Source organism: Acidimicrobiales bacterium, from assembly GCA_041394245.1.
Taxonomy (GTDB): domain Bacteria; phylum Actinomycetota; class Acidimicrobiia; order Acidimicrobiales; family Aldehydirespiratoraceae; genus JAJRXC01.
Genome location: JAWKIR010000002.1, coordinates 1,077,099 through 1,098,222, shown reverse-complemented (window position 1 = coordinate 1,098,222; position 21,124 = coordinate 1,077,099). Strand labels below are relative to the sequence as shown.

Genomic DNA, 21,124 nt, shown 5'->3' with positions numbered 1-21,124 from the left:
CTACTCCTGGGAGACGGACATTCGAACGAGGAACCCGGTGGGCTCTCCGGGTTCGTTGCTGGCGAGGTAGACGTCGCCGTCGGCAGTGACGAGTATCGCTCCGATCGTCGCCCGGGTGGCCGGGGTCGGGACCCGCACGATTTCCTCGCCGGTCAACAGGTCGAGGACCACGAGGTGGTTCGAGCCGTCGACGAAGTCGGTCAGGTAGACCATCTGGCGATCGGTCACATGGGTGTTGCTGGCGCTCACCCGGAGCTTTCGCTGCCAGAGGATGTCGATCCCGCCGTCGTCGGTCGGGCGGAAGGCGTTGGTCAGGCCTCGTTGTTGGTCGACGGCCATGAAGATGCCGGTGGCCTCGTCCGCCGCAAGTCCCGAGAAGCTCCAGCCGGCGCGATCGTCGGGGTCCTCGAACAGGAGTGGGCCTTGCAGGGGCGGCATGTCCGGGGTGTAGGTGGCGTTCTGGTCTTGCCAGAACACCCGCATCGGCAGCGTCGCGTCGACGCTGGTGTTGGTGGTGTAGAAGACCTGGCCGTCGACGACGACCGGTGAGGTCGGCTCCCGGTTGGTCCCGGTGCCGTCGGGGTCAGAGCGGGCGATCCACGTCTCGTCCAGTGTCAGCGAGTCCTGTTCGACGATGTAGCGGAAGGTCTGTTCGCGGTTGAGGTGATACAGGTGCTCGACGCCGTTGTCGTCGACCGCGAGGGTGAGTCGCGGTGAGCGGCAGTCGCAGTCGAGGGAGAAGACGGTCTCCAGGGTCGCCGGGTCGACGAGCGACAGCTGCGCGACTCCTCCCGTGAACGACAGTGACTTGAGGATCAGCTGTCCGGTGCGGCTCACGGCCAGGCCGTTGTAGACCGTCGCCGGGCCGTCGGTCGGCAGATCGACCGACGCCTCGATCGTCATCGACTCCGGCTCCACCCGGTACAAATGGGACTGCGACACGACGTAGATGTAGCTGTCGGCGTGCACGAGGGCGCCGCCGAGGTAGGGAACGCCCGACCCCCGATCCAGTTCGAGGTAGACGATGTTCCCGGTCGTCGGGTCGTACTTGGCGAAGTACGGATTCGTCTCGTTCTCCCCCGGCGGAAGACCGTCGATCAGGCTCACGTAGTTGTCGATCGCCAGCGGGGTGCCACCGATCACGAAGATCTCGTCGTCATCGCGGGTGTACATCAGGGCCGGGTAGGGCATCTCGATCGTCTCGCTCTCGATGTCGTCGATCGTGACGTCGCGAGGAAAGCCGGCGTCGACGATCTCGTGGGTGCCGCTGAGGCTCTTGCGCTCGGTCGGGAAGTCGGTCGGATACAGCGACGCCCGGTAGCCCAGGAGTTCGCGGTCGGTCCCGGATTCCGGCTCCACGTTCGACGTGTTCTCCGGAGTCGGGGCGGCATCATCCGCAGCGGGCGCACTCGGCTCAACCTCGGGAGCCGGTGTGGCGTCGGTGTCGTCGCTGCAGGCCGTCACCACGACCACGCCGACGAACAGCGCCATCCACCACCTCACAGCCCGTTCACCGGGCCCTGGTAGGAGTCCTCGTTGTCGGTTCGGATGACGAGGGTCGGCACGGGGAGCATCGTGGTGAAGCCGTCGGGCATGTCGATCTCGACCACTTCCCAGCCGGTGGGCAGGGTCGCCTCGTCGGTCGTTCGCCCGGCGTCGCGGCCGATCCGCACGTAGGTCTCACCTTCGGGGGAGACCAGCGCGAACACGGTGCTGCCCGGCTCGTAGCTGATCTCGTGGACCTTCTCGACGAGCGCGCCCGACAGCAGGCCCTCGTCGTCGACCGGCACACCGACCTCGACGACGGTCGCCGAGTGGAACCAACGGAACCCGAAGTACTCCTCGAACACGACCTCGTCGGCACCAGGCGAGGCGTCGAACGCCGCCGTCGACGGACGACTCCCGGGGCTGGTTCTTGATCCAGCCCGGAGGGAGCTCGATGGCCTCGAACTGCTCGAGGGTCATCGGGTCCGCTGAGACCCAGGCGCGGAGCGTGCCGTCGTCCATGCGCTGGAGGAGCTCGAAGCCGACCCGCTCGGTGCCAACTTCCAGTAGCGACTGGTACCAGTCGACGAGACGGGTGGCGATCTCGGTTCCCTGGTCGTCCTGGAGGAAGTGGCTGGCCTCGGCGAGGCGGTCGTGGGGTTGGCCGGCGGCGCCGGGTACCGAGTCGATGAGGTTTTGCTGGGTGGCGCACTGGCCGAGGTTGCCCGGGTCGTTGGCGGCCCAAAGGGTGAGGAACGGCTTCTCGAAAGCCATCAGACCCTCCCACGCCTCTGCGGTCTCACCGGGTACCTCGTTGACCAGCGACGGGAAGGTGCGGGGCCCGCCCATGTAGATCCGGCTCGGGAAGGGCGCGTCGTAGGCGGCCTCCTCCTCCGGCGTCAGATCGAACCACGTCATCGCCTCGACCACCTCGGAGGCGTGGAACGTCTCGGCGGTCATCGAGTAGACGATCCAGCTACCGAAGTCGCCGGCCCCGCCCCCGACGTCATCGCCACCGACGAGCAGTTCGCAGCCATCGAAGAAGGGGACCTGTTGTTCCGGGATTGCCGCGAACGGCGACGGGATGTCGGCCAGTACGTCGGGGTTGTCCACCGGCGGGAACAACTCGGCGCCCGCCGGAATGTTGGGCAACATCCCGTCGCCGACGGCGATGGTGGCGAAGAGGTCGGGGTTCAGTCCGGCTACTCGGAGCCCGACGACGCTGCCCCAGTCCTGGACGAACAGGTTGATGTCGGCCAGCGCCAGTTCGTCGATGAAGGCTTCGAGACGGTCGTTGTGGCCGAGATAGGAGTAGGCGTCGCGCTCGATCGGCTTGTCGGATCGGCCCATGCCGAGGTGGTCCATGGCGATCACGCGGTAGCCGGCGTCGGCCAGTGCGGGGATCATGTCGCGGTACAGGTACGACCACGAGGGCTGCCCGTGCAACAGCAGTACCACCTCGCCGTCGGTCGGCCCGTCGTCGACATAGGCCTGGCGGAGCCCGTCGATCTCGACGTACTGCGGCTCGTAGGGCCAATCCGGCAGCTCCTCGAAACAGGCGTCGGGAGTGCGGACGAAGTCGACCCCGTCCGCCGTCGTCAACACCTCCGGCTCGGCATCGCACGGTACCGCCGCAGTCGAAGTGGACTCGGCCCCGGTCGACTCGGACTCCGTTGCCACTTCTTCGTTGTCGGACGGGTCGTCGTCGCTCGGTTCGGAGACCGGCTCGGTGTTGGGAGCGTCGTCGCCGCACGCCGTTGCGAACGTGATGACGGCAATGAAGCAGGCCAGAACTCGGCGGATGGTGGGGTGCATGGTGATCCTCTGGTTGGTCGTGGGGGACTAGGGGGTCGGAAGCAGTTGGTCGACGGCGTCGGTCCACGCTCGTCGGGTGCGGGCGACCGTCTGGTCGTGGCTCACGCGGAACGACTGCCAGGACTCGACCGAGGTGAGCATCTCCAGCGCGAGGATCGTGCCCTCGCGCCGGGCGGGAGGAAGGGTGCGCAGCTCGTCGTCGAAGTGGAGCCGGATCTGATCGGCCATCAACGTCCGCGAGTTGGTGACCATCGTGGCTGCGCCGACGTCGCCGAACGCAGAGGCCCGCTGCAGGAGCGCAAGCGGATGGAGGGTCTCGTGGAGATCGAGCCTTGCCTTCACGAAGCGGCGGATCCGCTGCTGCCGTGATCCGACACCGATCTGCGGGACGGTGAGGAGATGGGGGAATCGTTCCAGCACCCGGACCATCGCGTCGTGACGCAGTTCATCGAGGCTGGTGAAGTAGCGATACAGCGTCGCCATCGAGACACCGGCCCGGTCGGCGACCTCCTCCGGCCGAGGCGTCCGCCCCTCGAGGAGGAGATCGACGAACGCGTCGACCGCCGCCTCCCGACGCGCGGTCGGAGGTGGACGGCGGATGGCGGTGGATTCGTCGCTCATAGTGTCGCTCCGGTGTCGAGCTCATGAGAGTTTCACTCTCACATCGGTGAGAGTAGCACTCTCACAGTGAGAGTCGAGTAAGAGTGCCTGCCATCTGCGCATCCCCGATGTGCCGCCCCCGACCTCGCGCAGGTCGTGAGTTGGCGATTCAAGCGGTTGCCCGTCGGCGGAGATGCGCCGCGACGGTGGTGCGGTGGATGCCGAATCGCTCGGCGAGTTCCTGGATCGAAACACCTGCCGCGCGTTCTCGGACGAGATCTTCGATCTGAGGGACGGAGAGCCTGGTTTGCTTCTGTCGCGCCCGCCGAGGACTCGCTGTGGTATAACCACCGCTTTCGGCGCGATATCGGGAGGGCACAACGCCCTCACTAGGCCATTCAGGATTTGAAAGCTGTCCTCTAGCGTCCACTCGTTGTGATTTCACAACGTTCGTGCAGGTCAGAGCCCACGCGACCCGTTCCGTCGCTTCGGGACCTAACGCGCTCTTTCAAACCGCGGCGTGCGGACCGACGGACTGATCGAGTCCGATCGGTGTGGGCAGATTTGTCGGGTGGCCATGCCGCGGAGGACGAGGTGACCGACGATCGGGAACGTTGGCGAGAACGAGGTGGCACTACTCCAAGTCCTCACCTCACTCGACTACGCGGGTGCTCGTCAGCTGCGCGACCAGATCCCTTTCGCCGAGGCACGGCGAGGTTGCCAGTGTGGCCGCGGCACGATCGACCTGCGAATGGAGCGACAAGCAGTCCCACCCGCACCAGTCACCAAGAGCCGGCCTGTGCCGGGCGAGGCTGCGGTGCTCTCAGCTGATCCGCCAGGCGGTCTCATCCTGTTCGTGGCCGATGGCTACTTCGACTCGTTGGAGGTCTACAGCTTCGGCGAACCCCTCCCGGTTCCTACTCCGAGCGAGATCCGGCCTTTCGTCACGGGTGCCTGAAGCGCGCTGTGAACCTGCCAGCGTTCGCGCGGGTCCGCGCGGCTCAGGAACCGGGGCTGTCCGGGTCGCCAGCCAAGAAGGCGGGGATGTCGCGGCTTCCGTGCAGGACTCGCCAGATGTCGATGCGGCCGTCGTCGGGGACGTAGAAGACGAGGTAGGCAAATCGCTGGAGGGTCCAGCTCCTCAGGTCGGGGATGTCAAGTTCGAAGGCGAACCGGAGGGATCCGCTGAGCGGATAGGCGCAGAGGTGCGCAATCGCTGCTTCGAGCGAGTCGATGAAGTCGAGCGCCGTCTGCGACCCGGCTTCATCGCGGTAGTAGGCCACCGCTTCGTCGACGTCTCGCTCCGCGGCTGCACGAAGCTCAGCGTGCACTCCGGGGACTCAGTCCGTCGCTCGCGCTCGGTCTCGAAGTGACGCGAAGTAGGCGGCGTCGGCGTTGGCGGTGACGGGCCCCCGAGCCCCTTCGAGGAGCGCGGTTCGAAGCTGTCGACGATCGAAGTCGCGCCGGATGAGCTCACGGACGTATTCGCTGGTGGAGCCGTAGCTGCCCTCATTGACCTGCGTGTCGACGAAGGAGCGGAGCTCATCCGGGAGCGAGATGTTCATCGTGGTCACGGCTTCACGGTAGCCAGTCTTGGCAAAGTTTGCCAACGATTCCCCATCGCCTGCTCGCACCCTGTTGCCGTTCCCCTCCAGGTGCCCTCCTGATGAGATTCTGCGGCTACCTCGAGTCGAGCTCGTCGATCAGGCGACGCGGCGCGGTGCGCCGAAACGACGCATCCAGGAGCTCGACCACCTCGTCCCAGTCGTCCCCCTTGTGGAGGTCGAAGCCGATCCATCCCGACGGACCGAGGTAGGCGGGGATGAAGACCCGCGGATCCTCTCCGAGGGCGAGCCGGTCGTCCTCGTCCGGCAGCACCACGATCGCCTGCGGGTGCTGCACCCACTCCTCTCCGACCCGGATGGAGCCGCCGTAGTAGGCGAACACCTTCTTGGTGAAGAACGCAGGGCGGCCGTGCGACACCTTCTCGCTCGCTCCGGGGAAGCCGGCGGCGGCGGCCCGCACGCGAGCCAGCAGGGGATCGTCGTCGTCGAACATCTGCGCGTGCGCCACCACCCCAGAGTACGACGGATTCACACGGAGGCGAGGAAGGCCTCGAGGGCTGCGTTCACCTCGGCGGGTGCTTCCTGCTGGACCCAGTGGCCGGCCCCCGCCACGATCGTGCTGCCGCGGAAATCGGTGCAACCCGACCCGGGATCGGCGAACGAATCGACCCCGGGGATCATCGTGCGCACCATGTCGAGCTCGCCGCCGATGAAACAGGACGGCTGATCGACGGTGGCGCCGACGATGTCGGCCGACGCTTCCACGTCCAGCCCCGTCGCCCGGTACCGGTTGAACGCGCCGACCATGCCGGTGCGTTCGAAGGCCCGGACGTAGACGTCGAGGTCGTCCTGGTCGAGGAACCCGAGGGGACCGGCGGGAGGATCGGGGAGCTCGGGAAGCAACGACGCACCGCGTGGTGCGTCGGGCGAGAAGCTGCCGGGCGGCGCCTCGCCCGAGAGCGCGAAGTAGACGCGCTGCAACGCGGCGCGTAGGTCGACACCGAAGTCGTGTTCCGCCACCCCCGGCTCCTGGAAGTAGAGCATGTAGAAGAACCGGTCGGCGTACAACTGGTCGAAGATGTCGACCAGCGAGATCGGAAGCTGCGGCGAGTGGGGAACGCTGAGCCCGGCGACCGCACGGACGCGGTCGGGATGGCGGATCGCCGTGTTCCAGACGATCGGGGCACCCCAGTCGTGGCCGACCAGGACGACCGGTTCGTCGTCGAGTGCTCGCGCGACCGCCGCGACGTCGCCGGCCAGTTCCCGCAGCGTGTAGCGCTCGACGTCGACCGGCACCGAGCTCCCGCCGTAGCCGCGGACGTCCATCGCCGCGACCCGATGACCCCGTGACGCGAAGTGGTCGACCTGGTGACGCCACGAGTAGGCGAGCTCGGGCCAGCCGTGCACGCAGAGGATCGTCGGCCCTTCACCGGTCACCTCGACCCGCAGCGTGATGTCGCCGTTCTGGACGAACCGTTCCTCGGTCATGCGGAGACGATGGTCGTGGGGTCGGCCAGGAACCGCTCGAGGTTGTCGATCGCCGGCGCGATGTTGGTGAGGTAGCGGCCGATGTGCTCGGCGGCCTCGGTGTCGACGCCCAGTCGTTCCCGACTGGTCTTCGTGAAGACGTCGAGTCGTGATCCCGCCAGCCAGTCGTCGATCTCCCGGTACTCGTTCCAACACGCCCGATTGCCCAGCTCCACCCGGAACATCCGCAACCAGTCGCCCGGGACGGTGGGCGGCACGATCGGCGTGCAGATCCGGTTCTTCGTCGCGTCGTCGGCGAAGGTCGACTCCACGAATCCGGTCATCGCCGCGCTGAACGTGGGTTGGCAGGTGCGGACCCATTGCAGCGTGATCCGCTCACCGTCGAAGACGGGTGTGGCCGGGTGTGTGGGGATGCCGGCGGCCGAACAGTCGATGTGCAGGGTGCGCGGACCGGTGGGGACCTCGCCGTGTTCGAGCTCGATGCGGTCGGCGTGGAGGGCGAGGACACGACCCATGCGCACGACGCCCTCGATGCGGCGCAGCTCGGCGAGTTCGCCGTCGCTGAGGATCGCGCAGTGGTAGGCACCCGGCTCGATCGTCGGATCGATGCGGCGGAGCTCGTCGGCGGCTTCGAGACGAGCGAAGACGTCGCGGGGCGTCTCGGCCCGCGCGACCGCCTCGGCCTGATCGGCGATGCTCTTGCAGAATCGCGCGAACGACGCGGCGCCCGGCTGGAAGTTGGCCCGGTTCAGCACCCACGAGTCGCGGGGGACGATCCACCGGATCTGATCGGGGCGCGCGCCGTTGCCGAGCAGCCAGATGCACGTGTCCATCCCGGTCTTGCCGGCGCCGATGACCACGTACTCGTCGAAGCCCGCCGCGGTCCGGGGCAGGCCGTTCGGCGGGATGCAGGTGAGCTCGGGCGCCACGGCATACGACGGCGGAGTCGTGGACGGGACCTTCATGGCCGAGTGGGTCGCGTCCACGAATCGGCCGGCGTCGACGCGGAAGCGTTCACCCGACACGAGCGACGTCACGACGCCGTCGTCGTCGATCTCGCTCATGGGGAAGTGGCGAACCCGTCCGGACGGCAGCAGCCGGCGCCGCATCACTCCGTCGAAGTGGTGCAACACCTCCTGGCCCGAGGCCAGCTCCTCGTAGCCGGCGTTGAGCCCGAGCTCGTCGATTTGCGCCGAACCGAGCGGCGCCGAGTTCACGCCGTAGGAGCTCGACGGCTGGTGGAGCCGGACGAAGGGATAGGCGTCGTTCCAGTGCCCGCCCGGCCGGTCGTTGCGATCGACGAGCACGATCGTGGCATCGGTCTCGGTGAAGACCGAGTCGGCGAAGGCCATTCCGACCGCCCCTGCCCCCTTGATCACGTAGTCGGCGGTGATGCTCGCTGCGGTCATGTTCCCCCTGTCGACGTGCGCCGGACCTTAGGGCAGCGGGGACGACGCTGCGCCGCCGGCCTCAGGCCGAGCGGACGACGACCGGGAGGGTCTCCCAACCGCGCACGGTCGACGTGGGGGACAGGCGGGCGTGGTCGTGGTCGACCTCCCACTCCGGAAAGCGACGGAGGACCTCGTCGAGCGCGATCTGGCCTTCGATGCGGGCTAGCGATGCGCCGAGGCAGTAGTGGGGTCCGTAGCCGAACGCGACGTGGGGGATCGCGTCGCGGTGGATGTCGAACCGTTCGCTGTCGTGCCAACGTTCCTCGTCGCGGTTCGCGGCGCCCGGCAACAGCAGGATGGCGCTGCCGGCCGGCACCGTCCGACCCTGGAACTCGACGTCATTGGCGACATAGCGGCCCACGTGGGGCGCCGGTGGTTCGAAACGAAGGACCTCCTCGACCGCCGCGGGGATGAGGGAGCGGTCCTCGACGATCGCTCGCCGTTGGTCGGGATGGTCGGCGAGCACCTTGCCGATCCAGCTGATGAGCCGGGTGGTGGTCTCGCTCCCGGCCCCGGCGATCACGGTGATGTAGGTGAGCAGTTCGTCACGATCCAACCGGCGGACGGTTCCCGTTTCGTCCTCGAACTCGACCGTCAGGAGCTCGGTCATGATGTCGTCGGAGGGATGGTCGACCCGCCAGTCGAGGTACTCGGCGAACCGCTCGTTGGTGAGCGCCTCCGTCGAGAACTCCATCGGCTTGCCCGCCTCCGTGCGCAGTCCACCGTCGGCGCCCCGACGCAGATCCTCCTGGTCGTCCTCGGGAATGCCGAGGAGCATGCCGATCACCCGCATCGGCATGTGGTCGCCGAGGTCCTTGACGAAGTCGAAGCGGTCGCCGCCGACGAGCGGGTCGAGTGCCCGGGCGCAGAATTGTCGGATCTGGGGTTCCAGCGCGGCGACCTTCTTCGGCGTGAACATCCGCGACATCAGCTTGCGATGCATCGTGTGGGTCGGCGGGTCCTCGAAGATGACCGTGCCCGACGGCAACTCGATGTCGGCCTGGATCAGCTCGAGGATCGCGCCGCGTCCGGAGATCAGGTTGACGTTGTCGCGCAGACCCCGTTCGACGTCGTCGAAGCGGCTGACCGCGTAGAAGTCGAACTCCTCGTTGTAGTAGAGGGGCGCCTCCCGGCGGAGTCGACCGAACACCGGATACGGGTCGGCATTGATGCCCACGTCGTACGGGTCGTACGCAACGGATGATTCGACCTGCTGGTTCACGGCGCCCCCTTGTGATCGGCGGACGTGATCATGGCAGCATCGTGCGGCGTCCGCATCCCGGTGGAACCGAGTGATCAGACGTCGCGCAGGCCTTGCGTGTGGCTCGACCCGGCGCTGACGACGATCCAGTCGCGCAGCGGCTCGACGTAGCCACCGAAGTCCTCGCCGATCACGGTGGGGTTCGATCGTGCGGTCTGCGTGCCGTCGCCGAGCTGGCCTGCACCGTTGTCGCCCCAGCAGTACAGCCAGCGGGTCGATGCCACCGCGCAGGTGTGGGCACCGCCCGCGCTCACGGAATTCCACGTGGACCCCGTCGATTCCCGGGTGGCCGTGAACCGGTCGACCTGGGCGCCGTCACCCAGTCGACCGGAGAGGCCGGCGCCCCAGCAGAACAAGCCGCCGTCGACACGAATCGCACACGTGTGGGCACTCCCGGCGGAGATCTGTCGCCACTGACCACCCGACGCCTCGGGGGTGGGGGAGGGGCGGTCGGTCTCGGTGCCGTCGCCCAACCGGCCCGAGTCGTTGTCGCCCCAGCACAAGGCGACGCGGTCGTCGCGGATCGCACAGGTGTGCTGATGCCCTGCGCTCACGCTGCGCCACCCGGAGCCGGTGCCGACCGGCGTGGGTGACGAACGGTCCGTCGTCGTTCCGTCGCCCAGCTGGCCGACATCGTTGGTCCCCCAGCAGTACAGGTCGCGGCCACCGCGGACAGCGCAGGTGTGGCTGCCGCCCGTCGTGACCTGCGTCCAGTCCGTGGCGGTGCCGACCCGTGACGGCGGTTGGGCCTCGCCGGTGGTGCCCAGACCCAGACGGCCGTCACCGTTGAATCCCCAGCAGTAGAGCTGCCCTCCGGCGCGGATGGCGCATCCGTGCGCTGCGCCCGCCGCCACCTGGGACCAGTCGGACTGTGCACCGATCCGTCGGGGGACGAGGCTGCTCGGGGTCGCGGGGGCACCCGCCCGGCCGTCGGAGTTGAGTCCCCAGCAGTAGAGCGATCCGGACTTCGACACTGCGCACGTGAAGCCCGATCCCGCGGCGACAGTGAGCCAATCGGGGTTTCGGGCCGCGGCGACCGGTTGCGAGCGATCCAGCGGCGTCCCGTCGCCGAGCTGGCCGACGCCGTTGGACCCCCATCCGTACAGCGTGCAACCCCCCGTGACGAGCGCCAACACCGTCACCGCAGCGAACATCGAGAATCGATTCCGCATCCGCGTCCCCTTGCTCCTCGGCCCGACCGTAGTCGACGGCGTTCGAGGTGTCAGAGTGGTCCGGGGTCGGTGAACGCGGCCCACGGACCGCTGACTTCGTAGGTCCGGCCCGGGTTGCGCTGCGACGAGAAGTAGAGTCGATCACCGGCCGGGTTGAAGGCCGGTCCGGTGATCTCGGTGCCGGGCACGCCCGTGAGCTGGAGCACGGGGAACGTCGAGCCGTCTTCTCGTACCAGGACGAGCTGGAGGTCGCCGCCGTCCTCGGCCACGTAGATGACACCGCTCGACGACGTCGCGACGTTGTCGACGTTGGTGAGTTCGCCGGCCTGCACACCGGACTCGTAGACGATGTCGAGCGTGTTGGCCGTGGGGTCGTAGAGCCAGACCCGACCGTCACCCTTGGTCGAGAACGCGAGTCGGCCCTCGGTCATCGCCGCGCCCTCGCCGCCGTCGAAGCGCACCGTGTCGGCGACCTGGTCCTTCGTCGGCGTCGGGTTGCCGTCGGGGTCCGGGACCACCTGCCAACTCAACACCCCGGACGTCTCGGTGAGCACCTCCAGGGCGCCCGACGAGAGGTCGCCCCAGGTGTCGGGCACGAAGCGGTACAGGGCGCTGTCGGGGCGGTCCTCGGTGAGGTAGATGACCTCGTTCACCGAGTCTGCGGCCGCGGCCTCGTGGGTGAACAGCCCCATCGCGCCACGCACGACCGCCGGTGTGGCACCGGTCGGATCGCATTCCCAGACCCGGCCCCCGAACCACTCCTCGCAACTCAGCCAGGTTCCCCACGGGGTCGCCCCGCCGGCGCAGTTTCCGATCGAACCGGTCAACGAGCTGCCTGCCTCGACGATCGTCCCGTCGGCGGCGAACCTCACGAATCCCACACCGCCGGGAAGGCTCTCGCTGTTGCTGACGTAGGTCCACCCGCCGTCCGGTGCCGGGAAGCAGGCGCCGCCATCGGGGTTGGTGTGCCAGATGTGGTTCGTGCCCGCCACCTGCTCGCCGGTGGTCGCGATCACGCGACTGGTGAAGAACGGGTGGAGCCGAAGCCCCGAGGCGTCGGCCGGGGCGAGGTCGACCGGGTCGCAGGCGGCCAGCACGAGCGATGCCCCTCCGACCGCGAGGGCGATCGTGCCGTGCGAGGTGAGGCGTAGGAAGTCGCGCCGCCCGAGGTGATCCATCGGGACCACGCCGTTCACTGTCCGGCGGTCGGAAGCCACGGCGCGTCGTAGGCGGGGTCGTGCTCGTCCATGATCGCGTCGGCGATCGCCTTGAGGTCGGTCGTGTATCCCGGGTCGTAGTCGTAGGTCGACAGGTCGACGCCGTAGACGGCCCGGAGCCACACGAGCCGACCGAGCTCCACCAGGATGTCGTCGGCGTGCCCGAACGCGTCGCGGAAGACGGCATCGCCGGTGCTGCTCACCAGGGTGTCGACGTCGGGCAGCTGGCCGGCGTCGTAGAGGGAGTACAGCTCGACCGCGGCCTGACCGTAGGGGATGCCGAAGATGTCGATGCCCGGATACTCGGCCCGGAGATCGTCGATCAGGGTGTGGAAGAGCGTGTCGTGCGCGCCATGCCAGATCGAAGCGAAGTTCGCCGCGCCGAAGCTGGCCGGGGTCGGCAGCCACGGCAGGGCGACGAAGATCCGGGTGTCGGGATTGGCCGCCAGCGCCTCGTCGATCCAGTTGCGGTACCCGGTGAGCGATGGGTAGTCGGGGTGGTAGGTCATGCCGAACAGTTCGACGTCACCGCCCTCGAGGATCCCCTGGATCTGCGTCCGCTTCGTCGTGTTGTTCCACAGCGCCTCGGGCGCTCCCGACGCACCCCCGAGAAGACGACCGACTGGGTGTGGTCCGTGAATCCGGCATCGGGGGCGTGGATCGCCATGCCGTCCGCGAAGGGGACGAAGAAGCTGTGCCCGATGAACAGTGAGTCGAACCCGGTGACGACGTCGGGCCGGAACACCGCGACGAGCGGGGGCACACTCTGACCGAAGGCCTGGGCGACGACATCGGCCGAGATGTCGAAGCTGCAGGTGTTGTCGGTCGCCTCGGTGCAGTAGCTCGCCCACCGGTGGAAGTGCCAGCCCGGACGGGCTTCGGCCCGGTAGGTCTCGTCGTACGCACCGGTGATGACGTTGTCGGTGCAGTTGGGAGCGCCGGTCTGGTGGTCCTCGAACGAGCAGTCCCGCGCGCCGCTCTCGGACACGACGTCGCCCTGCCCGATGATCTCGATCGGCTGGCTGCACGCGGCGGCCAACAGGCCCACGGCGAGGGTGACCGCGAGGCGGCGCAAACGAAGCGTTCCCATCGCACAGTCCTCCGTGCAGCTCTGACGGCAATCGAGGCCCGATGGTAGCGGGCGACGTCGATCGGCGTCAGCCGGCCTCGTCCATGTCCATGTCCATGTCCATGTCGCTGTCGCTCATGTCGCTGTCGCCCATGTCGTCGTGGCTCATGTCGCTGTCGCCCATGTCCATGGAGCTCTCGACTTCTCGGACCTCGGCGGAAAAGGTCAGCGGATCGCCGGAATCGAACGTGAGCGTGATCTCGACGGTGGTCGGGTAGGTCGCCGGATCGATGCCGAGCAGCATGATGTGGGGACCGCCCGGCTCGAAGGTGAACTCGCCACCGGCAGGAACGACAAAGCCCTCTTCGACTTCCTGCATGCTCATGACGCCGTCATCGTCCATGAGGGTCTCGTGGAGTTCCACGGTCCCGGTGACGGGGGACGCGGCCGACACCACCCGCACGTCGGTGTCGCTCGGGTTGGAGAGCACGCCGTAGACGGCGGTCGCCGTCTGACCGTCGGCGGGCTGACGCGACCAGGGATCGGTGATGGTGAGCAGTTCGCTCGCGGGTTGTTCGCTACTGCTGTCGGTGGCTTCGTCGTCGTCCCCGCAGGCGCCGGCCAACAAGCCGACGGCCGCAACGGCGACGAGAACACGGGCGAGGAAGGGAATGCGTTTCATGCGGAGCTAGTCGGTGCTGCGGGGGTTCTGGTTCCCGAGAATCTTCCGGCTGCGCGGAATCGGGGAACTGGAATGGGTGCCGCAGCGACTACCCAGACGTGACATCTCTGTGCCGGCTGTTCTTCTCCGCGGTTCTCGCCTTCGCCGTGGTCGGCTGTGGCGCGCAGTACGATCCGGCGGCGAACCTCACCCCGGACGAGGCCGAAGGACTCCGAGTCGTCGAGGCGAAGGGCTGTCAGTCCTGTCACGGCGATCAGGGTCGAGGCGGGGCAGGTCCGGCCTGGACCGGTCTCGCGGGCTCCGAGGTCGAGCTCGCCGACGGTTCCGTGGTGGTCGCCGACGAGGCCTACCTGCTTCGTTCGATCCTCGACCCGTCAGCCGATCTCGTCGCGGGCTACAACCTGCGCATGCCGCCGAACGATCTCACCCAGGACGAGGCCGAAGCCGTCGTCGCCTACATCGGAGGACGCTGACCATGCCCGCCCTCGAACATCAATTCCGCTCGGGACTCCTGCTCCTGGGGATCTCCGTCGCATCGATCGCTGTCGCCTGCGGAGATGACGGCGAAGCCGACAGCCTCCGCGGGATCGTGCGCACCCCTGCGCCCGATGTGTCCGGGTTCTCCCTGCCGGATGTGACGGCCGACGGCGCCGACTTCACCTTCGAAGCCGCCGACGGCGAGCTGCTGCTCGTCTACTTCGGCTACACCTCGTGTCCCGACGTGTGCCCGACGACGATGGCCGACGTCCAGCGGGCCATCGGCGGGCTCGACGCCGCCGACGCCGAACGCGTGAGCCTGGCCATGGCCACCATCGACCCGGCCCGCGACAGCGCCGAGGTGCTCACCGGCTACGTGCAGACCTTCGTCCCCGACGCCCACGCGCTCGTGACCACCGACGACGAACGCCTCCGGGCCGCCGCCGACGCCTTCGGCGCGTCCTACGGGGTCGAGATCAACGACGACGGCGAGCCCGAGGTCTTCCACACGGGTTTCCTCTACGCCGTCGACGACACTGGTCGGCTCGTCCTCACCTGGCCCTTCGGAGTGCCCGCCGCCGACTACCAGCACGACATCGGGCTCTTGCTCGATCAAGCGTGAACCTGATGGCGCGGCGCGTTCGGTCAGGAGGCCTCGCGGGCCAGCGACGACCGCAGATCGGCACGGGCACGAGCGACGCGCGAGCGGATGGTGCCGACCGGGCATCCGAGTTCTTCGGCCGCATCGTCGTAGGAGTAGCCGCGGAGCTGGGTCAGCACGAATGCGTCGCGCCGCTCCGGGTCGAGCGTGTCGAGGATGTCGTCGGTGAACTGCGGCGCCACCGCGTTCGCGGCGGGCTCGCCCTTCACCCGTTCGACGATGCGACGGTCGCGCTGGTTGCGCCGGACGTGGTCGGCGCAGGTGTTGCGAGCAATCGTGAGCAGCCACGGCAGGACCGGAGCATCGCCTCGATAGTTGGGGAGTGCACGCACGGCGCGGAGATAGACGTCCTGCACGAGATCGTCGACCTCGCCGTCGGTCCCCAAGCGCAGGCAGACGGCCAGGACTGCCGAATGGGTCTCCGTGACGAACGACTCGAGGGCACGGTCGTCGCCCTCGCGAGCGGCCTCGACGACTCGGCGCAGCGGATCCTCCATGCCATCGAGTCTTGCCCCGGCGAGCGGGAGCGCCAACTCGCGTGACCGGAAAGATGAGACGTCGAGACAACGGTCACTGGCGGTCCGGCTCCGGCCTCCACGAGAATGGTTCCATGGACTGCACGTCGTGGGTCGACGAGATGACGGCGATCGCGGTTGGCGCCGACGCCTCGATCGAGCCGGCGCTTCTCGACAGCCACGTCCGGCAGTGCCCGGACTGCCGGGAGTACCGCCGCACCCTCGAGGGGCGCGGGCCGATCACCGCCATGGGACCCGGCACGTTGGCTGCCTCGGTGCGCCGAGCCGCCGTGCGTGAGGACCAGAGCCGACACGACACGATTCTGCGCTACGCCCTCGTCCTGTTCGGCCTGCAGATCATCGTCCTCGCCGCGCCGGCGCTGCTGTTCGTCGACACGACGTCGACGACGCCTCACGACGCGCGCCACCTCGGCGCCTTCGCGACCGCCTACGGCGTCGGATTGCTGCTGGTCGCCCGCCGCCCGGCCCGGGCCCGAACGATGTTGGGAGTCGGGCAGGTCCTCGTCGCTGCGCTCGCGCTGTCGGCGATCATCGACGTGATCGACCGAACCGTGAGCCTGACCACCGAGTTCCTGCATCTCCCCGAGGTGCTCGCTCTCGTCGTCCTGTGGATGATGAGCAGGGACAACGCATCGGCGAACCTGGAGTCGAGCCCCGTGGGGGCGTGAGATCGCATGCGTCGACCGGCCGTTCTTCTCATCCTTCCCTTCCTTCTCGCCGCTGCACTCGTCGTGACGGCGTGTGGCGACGATCCCGGATTTCGCACCGGCGAGGCCGGCCTTCTCGAAGCCGATCCCGACCTGATGTTCGTGGTGCCGGCCGGAGCGGGCGAGGCGTTCGACGCCGGCGACCCGCTCGAGATCCTTCCGGCGCGACTCGAAGTGTCGGTCGGTGACGTCATCGAGATCCGCAACGACGACGACCGCGGTCATCTGATCGGCCCGTTCTTCGTGGGCGAAGGTGAGGTCCTTCGTCAGGAATTCACGACGAAGGGTGAGTTCATCGGCGGTTGCACCGTGCACCCGAGCGGCCAGATCGTCGTCGTCGTGTCGTGATCCGCCGCTGGATCATCCGTTTCCCCGCGTCGCTTCTCGGCATGATCGGCATCCTGCTGGCCGTCGCGACGCCGGCCTCCGCCGACGCGCCGGGACCCACCGACTACGAATCGCGAGTCGTGTCGATCTCGCCGACGACCGATGTGATCTCGGTGGCGTTCATCGGCGGAGACAGCTTCATCGAACTCGTCGTCGAGGAGGGCCACGAGGTCCTCGTGCTCGGCTACAACGGCGAGCCGTATCTTCGCTTCGATCCCGACGGAACGGTGTGGGAGAACACTGCGTCGCCGACTCGCTACCTGAACGAGGACCGTTTCGCCGCCGTGGAGATCCCCGCTGCTGCCGACGCCGACGCCGAGCCGCAGTGGAGCGCCGTCGGCTCGGCGGGCCGGTACGCGTGGCATGACCATCGAACCCATTGGATGAACGAAGCGAGACCTCCGGCTGCGTCGCCGGGCGATCAGATCCTCGAGGCCGTCGTGCCGCTGGTGATCGATGGACAGGATGTCGACATCGCAGTCGCGTCGTACTGGTTGCCGGCGCCGGGAGCCTGGTCGACAACGCTCGTGTTCGGCACCGCGCTCGTCGCCCTGGTCGGTGTGTTCGTCGCCCGTGGCGTGTGGCGTTGGGGGATTGCCGCCGGGGTGGGTGTCGGTGCGTTGGGGCTCGGACTCGTGGCGTATCAATCGGTACCGGCCGAGACCGGCCCGCCGCGTTCGCTGTGGCTGCTCCCGCTCATCGCACTCATCGCACTGGCCGCGGCGGCCGCGAGCCGGGCCCGATCCACGGTGGGTGCGGCGCTCGTCCGTGCGGCCCTCGTGTTCCTGGCCGGCTCAGAGTTGCTGTTCTGGGGGCTCTCGCGGCGCGACGCCATCCGGTCGGCCATCATCCCGTCGAACGCGCCGGAGCTCCTCGACCGACTGGGCATCGCCGTCGCGGCCGCAGTCGGTCTCGGTGTCGCCGTGGTTTCGCTGATCGACCTGTTCGCGATCGGTCGTCCGCAGCCGAGCCCCGACTCGTAGGTCGCCACCGGGCCCGGATCGGCCGCTCACCCGTCGACATCGACCCCGAGATGCTCGACGGTCAACTCGGCGAGCCCCTCGCGGTCGAGCGCGCCCGCCTGGACGAACGCGACAGAACCGTCGGATCGGAGAAACGCCGTGGACGGCATCAGCACCACGGCGAAACGTTCCGACAGCGTTGCGTCGACATCGAGCAGCTGCGTGAACCCGAGGTCGAGTTCCCGCACCAGTCCCAGTGCCGAAGCCTCGTCCTCTCCGACGTTGATTCCGATCACCTCGACGACGTCGCCGTTCGCGGCAGCGAACGCATCGAACTCGGGTAGTTCCCGTCGACAGGGGGCGCACCACGTGGCCCACAGGTTCACGACCCTCGGCAGGTCCGACGGAGCACCGATCGCTCTCGTCTCGGCGAGTCCGATGACCGGCAGTTCCGTCACGGCCTCGCCGTCGCCGCTCCCACATCCGGAGAACGCCAGCGTCACCGCGAGGATCAGGGCGACGCGTCGTCGCGTTCGAGGGCGTCTTGGCGTGCTCATGGGCTCACGATGCCACCGACGTCATCGGAAGCCACGTCGCTCACCCGTCGACCCCCGCGGTGACCAGCTCGGCGGCGCGGTCGATTCGGCGATACACCTCGGCGCGCGAACACGAGCCGGACTGGCAGCTGCGAAGCGATTCCGAGAGCACCGCGCTCATGATCATGGTGACATCGGCGCGGGTCGTTTCCGGCGCGTCGCCGAGGGCCGATTCGAAGCTGGCGAGTTGGCGCTCGGCGAATCGGGTGAATGCCGCCATGGCGTGGGGGTCTCGGCTCGCCTGCAGCTGGAGCAGGGTGTCGTGGACGCGGGGTTCGCGCTCGAACGCCCGCGCCGCCCGCCGATAGATGGCCGCCAGCCGAGCGCTGCGGGGCACGGCCGATTCGCGCTCGATTCCCTCGTCGAAGCGCGAAGCCCAGGCGAGGAGCGCGCACGCCATCAGGTGGTCCTTCGAGCTGAAGTAGCGGTAGAGCGTGCCGAGGGCGACGCCCGCCTCTTCGGCCACCTGCTTCACCGAGATGTCGGCGTAGTCGGTGGTGGCGATCCGTGCGACCGCGGCAGCGACGATCGCGTCGCGTCGGGCGCGTTGGTCGCGGGGGAGCGCGTCGGCATCGGGAATCTGTCGCTCCGGGGCGGATCGGGGTCGGGTCGAATGGCGGGGCATGGGGGCAGGATCCTGGCGCTGGATGTGACAAAGACTAGAATCTAGTTCTAGGATCGCACCAACGCCATCTCTCGGGAGGAACCATGGCACCTGCAACCAGCGAGCGCTACACGATCATCTCCGCCGACACCCATGCCGGCGCCAATCACGAGACCTACCGCGAGTACCTCGACCCCAGCTACCAGGCCGAGTTCGACGCCTGGCGCGGGGAGTACAAGAACCCCTGGAAGGACCTGCGCGACACCGATCTGCGGGTGCGCAACTGGGACGACGATCGCCGAGACGCCGACCAGCTGAGCGATGGCGTCGTCGCCGAGGTGATCTTTCCCAACACCGTGCCGCCGTTCTATCCCGGGTTCGTCCTGTTCGCCGGCCCGCCCGAGCCGGAGCAGTACGAGCGCCGTCGGGCGGGCATCCACGCCCACAACCGGTGGATGAAGGACTTCTGCGACCGCAAGCCCGACCAGCGGGCCGGGATCGGCCAGTTCTTCCTCAACGACATCGACCATGCCATCGAGGACGTCAACTGGATCGCCGACAACGGGTTGCGGGGCGGCGTGCTCCTGCCCAACGTCCCACCCGACGTGCACTGGGTGAAGCCGCTCTACCACCCCGACTACGACCGGCTCTGGGCGACCATCCAGGACCTCGAGCTCGTGGTCAACCTCCACTCCGGCACGGGATCGCCCAACTATGGCCGCTTCCCCTCGGTGCCGGCCATCATGATCAGCGAGATCCCGTTCTACGGCGTGCGACCGTTCGTGCACATGCTGCTCTCCGGCGTGTTCGAGCGGTTCCCGCGTCTGAAGTTCGTCTTCACCGAGGGATCCGCCGCGTCGCTGCCGCCGCTGCTGGCGCAGCTCGACCAGATCATCGCCAACATCCGCAAGGGCGAGATCGGCGAGCTCAAGTACACCGAGGAGAACAGCCTTCCCCGTTCGGCCACCGAGTACTTCCACCAGAACTGTTGGGTGGGTGCGAGCTTCCCGGGCCCGAAGGACCTGGAGGCACGCGAGGTGCTCGGCCACGATCGCTTCATGTGGGGCAGCGACTACCCCCACGACGAAGGCACCCCGCCCTACACCCGCGAGCACCTGCGCCAGGTCTTCTCCGAGGTCCCCGAACCGGAGATGCGCGACATCCTCGCCAACAACGCAGCCCGTCTCTACGGTTTCGACCTCGAGAAGCTGGCGCCTCTGGCTGCGCAATACGGCCCGACTCCGGAGGAGATCTCCCAGCCGCTGACCGAGCTGCCGGCCGAGCCGAACAGCGCCCTGCTCCGGGCCTCCGGTCAGACGATGGCCTGAGGGCGAGCTGGCTTCCCAGCGGGCCGCTGCCGTATCGTCCGGCCCATGACGATGACCGTGGTGCGCTCCGCAGGCTGCCTGCCTCCGGTTACGATCGAGCGGGTCGTGGACGATCCCGACGGGGTCCGCGCCATGGCCGAACGCAACGGTCCCTACTTCATGCCGGGGCGCTACCTCGTGGGTGGCGCCACGGCGCACGCCGCGGCCGACGGCACCATCCTGAAGCACGGCAACGTGCCGCCCGGCGTCACGGGTCCGGTATGGCGCGGCGACTGGGCGATCGGTGGTGAAGCCCGCATCGACGGTGCCGACGAGCTGCTGCATTCCACCGTCTTCATCGAGGCTGCACGGCAGCTCTTCGATGCCGAGGTCGTGCGTCCCGAGCAGCTGTTCGTCAACCTGACCGGACCCCGCGGTGGCGACTCGTTCAGTCACACCGACATCCCCGAGTTCGTCGGGATCGACCGATCCAACGCGCCCGGCTGGTTCCTGTCGGCCATGGGGGTCTCGGGCCAGTTCGAGGACGTGCGCAAGAACATCGCCACGGCGGTGTGCTGGTTCCATCGCGGCGACCGGGGCTACTTCCGCTACTGGCCCGACGGGCGTGACGCACCGAGCGTGCGTCACGAGGACATGTGGAACACCGGCGTGATGGGCGACAACGACTTCATGCACCATCAGGTCGAGAAGGTCGGCCAGCCCGACGCCGTGCCGGTCCAGGGCCTGTCGATCGATTCGCTGCTCGACCACGACGGCACCGACTGGGTCGTCACCGACGAGGGGGCCGAGCTCGGGCGGCTCGACGATCTCAACGTTCGCCTGTCGTTGTCGTGGAAGGCCAAGGTGTATGCCGACGGCGCTTCGGCCGACGCGGCGCAGGCGGGCGTGGGCGGCATCGGTCTGGCCGACGCGCTCGATCGGCTCGCCGAAGTGATCGACGAACCGATCGCCGCCACCGGCCCCGATGCCCTGTCGTCCGTCGAGCTGCGCGATCAACTGACCGCGCGGTTCAGCAGCTATCGCAGCGACCGCACCTAGCGTCTCGCTCGCCACCAGAGGAG

Annotated in this window: 25 protein-coding genes; 7 read left to right on the top strand and 18 right to left on the bottom strand. The window is 68.1% G+C overall.

The window, feature by feature from the left end:
• The 15 genes from R2707_05545 to R2707_05475 form a co-directional block, all read right to left on the bottom strand.
• Entirely contained in the window at window positions 1–1,491 is a 1,491-nt protein-coding gene (locus R2707_05545; protein ID MEZ5244544.1) for a hypothetical protein, read from the bottom strand.
• Window positions 1,492–1,499: 8 nt separating this feature from the next.
• Window positions 1,500–1,709: a hypothetical protein gene (locus R2707_05540; GenBank protein ID MEZ5244543.1), complete on the bottom strand. Its 210-nt coding sequence runs from the start codon at window positions 1,707–1,709 to the stop codon at window positions 1,500–1,502.
• On the bottom strand, window positions 1,681–3,300 hold the full coding sequence (locus R2707_05535; protein ID MEZ5244542.1) for a haloalkane dehalogenase: 1,620 nt from the start codon (window positions 3,298–3,300) through the stop codon (window positions 1,681–1,683). Before R2707_05535 ends, R2707_05540 begins: the two co-directional genes overlap by 29 nt.
• Before the next feature lie 27 nt (window positions 3,301–3,327).
• Window positions 3,328–3,921, bottom strand: a complete 594-nt coding sequence (locus R2707_05530; protein ID MEZ5244541.1) for a TetR/AcrR family transcriptional regulator — start codon at window positions 3,919–3,921, stop codon at window positions 3,328–3,330.
• A 980-nt stretch (window positions 3,922–4,901) separates the two neighbouring features.
• Window positions 4,902–5,231: a type II toxin-antitoxin system RelE/ParE family toxin gene (locus R2707_05525; protein MEZ5244540.1), complete on the bottom strand. Its 330-nt coding sequence runs from the start codon at window positions 5,229–5,231 to the stop codon at window positions 4,902–4,904.
• Window positions 5,232–5,240: 9 nt separating this feature from the next.
• Window positions 5,241–5,465, bottom strand: a complete 225-nt coding sequence (locus R2707_05520) for a type II toxin-antitoxin system ParD family antitoxin (GenBank protein ID MEZ5244539.1) — start codon at window positions 5,463–5,465, stop codon at window positions 5,241–5,243.
• 115 nt (window positions 5,466–5,580) lie between these two features.
• Complete coding sequence (locus R2707_05515; GenBank protein ID MEZ5244538.1) at window positions 5,581–5,973, bottom strand: MmcQ/YjbR family DNA-binding protein; 393 nt, start codon at window positions 5,971–5,973, stop codon at window positions 5,581–5,583.
• Between the two features lie 20 nt (window positions 5,974–5,993).
• Complete coding sequence (locus R2707_05510; protein MEZ5244537.1) at window positions 5,994–6,953, bottom strand: alpha/beta hydrolase; 960 nt, start codon at window positions 6,951–6,953, stop codon at window positions 5,994–5,996.
• A complete protein-coding gene (locus tag R2707_05505) occupies window positions 6,950–8,362 on the bottom strand; it encodes an NAD(P)/FAD-dependent oxidoreductase (GenBank protein ID MEZ5244536.1) in 1,413 nt (470 codons plus the stop codon). Before R2707_05505 ends, R2707_05510 begins: the two co-directional genes overlap by 4 nt.
• A gap of 61 nt (window positions 8,363–8,423) precedes the next feature.
• Complete coding sequence (locus tag R2707_05500; protein ID MEZ5244535.1) at window positions 8,424–9,626, bottom strand: cytochrome P450; 1,203 nt, start codon at window positions 9,624–9,626, stop codon at window positions 8,424–8,426.
• 74 nt (window positions 9,627–9,700) lie between these two features.
• Window positions 9,701–10,837 (bottom strand): hypothetical protein, encoded by a 1,137-nt coding sequence (locus R2707_05495; protein MEZ5244534.1) that lies wholly within the window; start codon window positions 10,835–10,837, stop codon window positions 9,701–9,703.
• Between the two features lie 50 nt (window positions 10,838–10,887).
• Window positions 10,888–12,015, bottom strand: coding sequence for a DUF839 domain-containing protein (locus tag R2707_05490; GenBank protein ID MEZ5244533.1), 1,128 nt, complete (start codon window positions 12,013–12,015; stop codon window positions 10,888–10,890).
• Window positions 12,016–12,029: 14 nt separating this feature from the next.
• Window positions 12,030–12,563, bottom strand: a complete 534-nt coding sequence (locus R2707_05485; protein MEZ5244532.1) for a hypothetical protein — start codon at window positions 12,561–12,563, stop codon at window positions 12,030–12,032.
• Window positions 12,560–13,144, bottom strand: a complete 585-nt coding sequence (locus R2707_05480; protein MEZ5244531.1) for a hypothetical protein — start codon at window positions 13,142–13,144, stop codon at window positions 12,560–12,562. The genes R2707_05485 and R2707_05480 overlap by 4 nt, the downstream gene beginning before the upstream one ends.
• A gap of 67 nt (window positions 13,145–13,211) precedes the next feature.
• The gene (locus R2707_05475; GenBank protein MEZ5244530.1) at window positions 13,212–13,805 is read right to left on the bottom strand and encodes a copper chaperone PCu(A)C; all 594 of its coding nucleotides are present in this window, start codon (window positions 13,803–13,805) and stop codon (window positions 13,212–13,214) included.
• 98 nt (window positions 13,806–13,903) lie between these two features.
• Here R2707_05475 and R2707_05470 point away from each other — a divergent pair, with 98 nt between their 5' ends.
• Both R2707_05470 and R2707_05465 read left to right on the top strand, forming a co-directional pair.
• Window positions 13,904–14,278 (top strand): cytochrome c, encoded by a 375-nt coding sequence (locus R2707_05470; GenBank protein ID MEZ5244529.1) that lies wholly within the window; start codon window positions 13,904–13,906, stop codon window positions 14,276–14,278.
• A 2-nt stretch (window positions 14,279–14,280) separates the two neighbouring features.
• On the top strand, window positions 14,281–14,904 hold the full coding sequence (locus tag R2707_05465; GenBank protein MEZ5244528.1) for an SCO family protein: 624 nt from the start codon (window positions 14,281–14,283) through the stop codon (window positions 14,902–14,904).
• 23 nt (window positions 14,905–14,927) lie between these two features.
• Here R2707_05465 and R2707_05460 read toward each other — a convergent pair whose 3' ends face one another.
• Window positions 14,928–15,440, bottom strand: coding sequence for an RNA polymerase sigma factor (locus tag R2707_05460; GenBank protein MEZ5244527.1), 513 nt, complete (start codon window positions 15,438–15,440; stop codon window positions 14,928–14,930).
• A 113-nt stretch (window positions 15,441–15,553) separates the two neighbouring features.
• Here R2707_05460 and R2707_05455 point away from each other — a divergent pair, with 113 nt between their 5' ends.
• From R2707_05455 to R2707_05445, 3 genes are read left to right on the top strand one after another with little or no spacing between them, the layout of a single operon-like run.
• Window positions 15,554–16,147 carry a hypothetical protein gene (locus R2707_05455; GenBank protein MEZ5244526.1) on the top strand — a complete coding sequence of 198 codons (594 nt, stop codon included), beginning with the start codon at window positions 15,554–15,556 and terminating at the stop codon, window positions 16,145–16,147.
• A 6-nt stretch (window positions 16,148–16,153) separates the two neighbouring features.
• The gene (locus R2707_05450) at window positions 16,154–16,534 is read left to right on the top strand and encodes a hypothetical protein (GenBank protein ID MEZ5244525.1); all 381 of its coding nucleotides are present in this window, start codon (window positions 16,154–16,156) and stop codon (window positions 16,532–16,534) included.
• Entirely contained in the window at window positions 16,531–17,556 is a 1,026-nt protein-coding gene (locus R2707_05445) for a hypothetical protein (GenBank protein MEZ5244524.1), read from the top strand. Before R2707_05450 ends, R2707_05445 begins: the two co-directional genes overlap by 4 nt.
• 26 nt (window positions 17,557–17,582) lie before the next feature.
• On the opposite strand, the gene R2707_05440 is transcribed toward R2707_05445, so the two are convergent.
• Complete coding sequence (locus R2707_05440) at window positions 17,583–18,092, bottom strand: TlpA disulfide reductase family protein (protein ID MEZ5244523.1); 510 nt, start codon at window positions 18,090–18,092, stop codon at window positions 17,583–17,585.
• A 40-nt stretch (window positions 18,093–18,132) separates the two neighbouring features.
• Entirely contained in the window at window positions 18,133–18,756 is a 624-nt protein-coding gene (locus R2707_05435) for a helix-turn-helix domain-containing protein (protein ID MEZ5244522.1), read from the bottom strand.
• A gap of 83 nt (window positions 18,757–18,839) precedes the next feature.
• Here R2707_05435 and R2707_05430 point away from each other — a divergent pair, with 83 nt between their 5' ends.
• Both R2707_05430 and R2707_05425 read left to right on the top strand, forming a co-directional pair.
• Window positions 18,840–20,063: an amidohydrolase family protein gene (locus R2707_05430; protein MEZ5244521.1), complete on the top strand. Its 1,224-nt coding sequence runs from the start codon at window positions 18,840–18,842 to the stop codon at window positions 20,061–20,063.
• 45 nt (window positions 20,064–20,108) lie between these two features.
• Window positions 20,109–21,101, top strand: a complete 993-nt coding sequence (locus tag R2707_05425; protein MEZ5244520.1) for a hypothetical protein — start codon at window positions 20,109–20,111, stop codon at window positions 21,099–21,101.
• The last annotated feature ends 23 nt before the right edge of the window (window positions 21,102–21,124 follow it).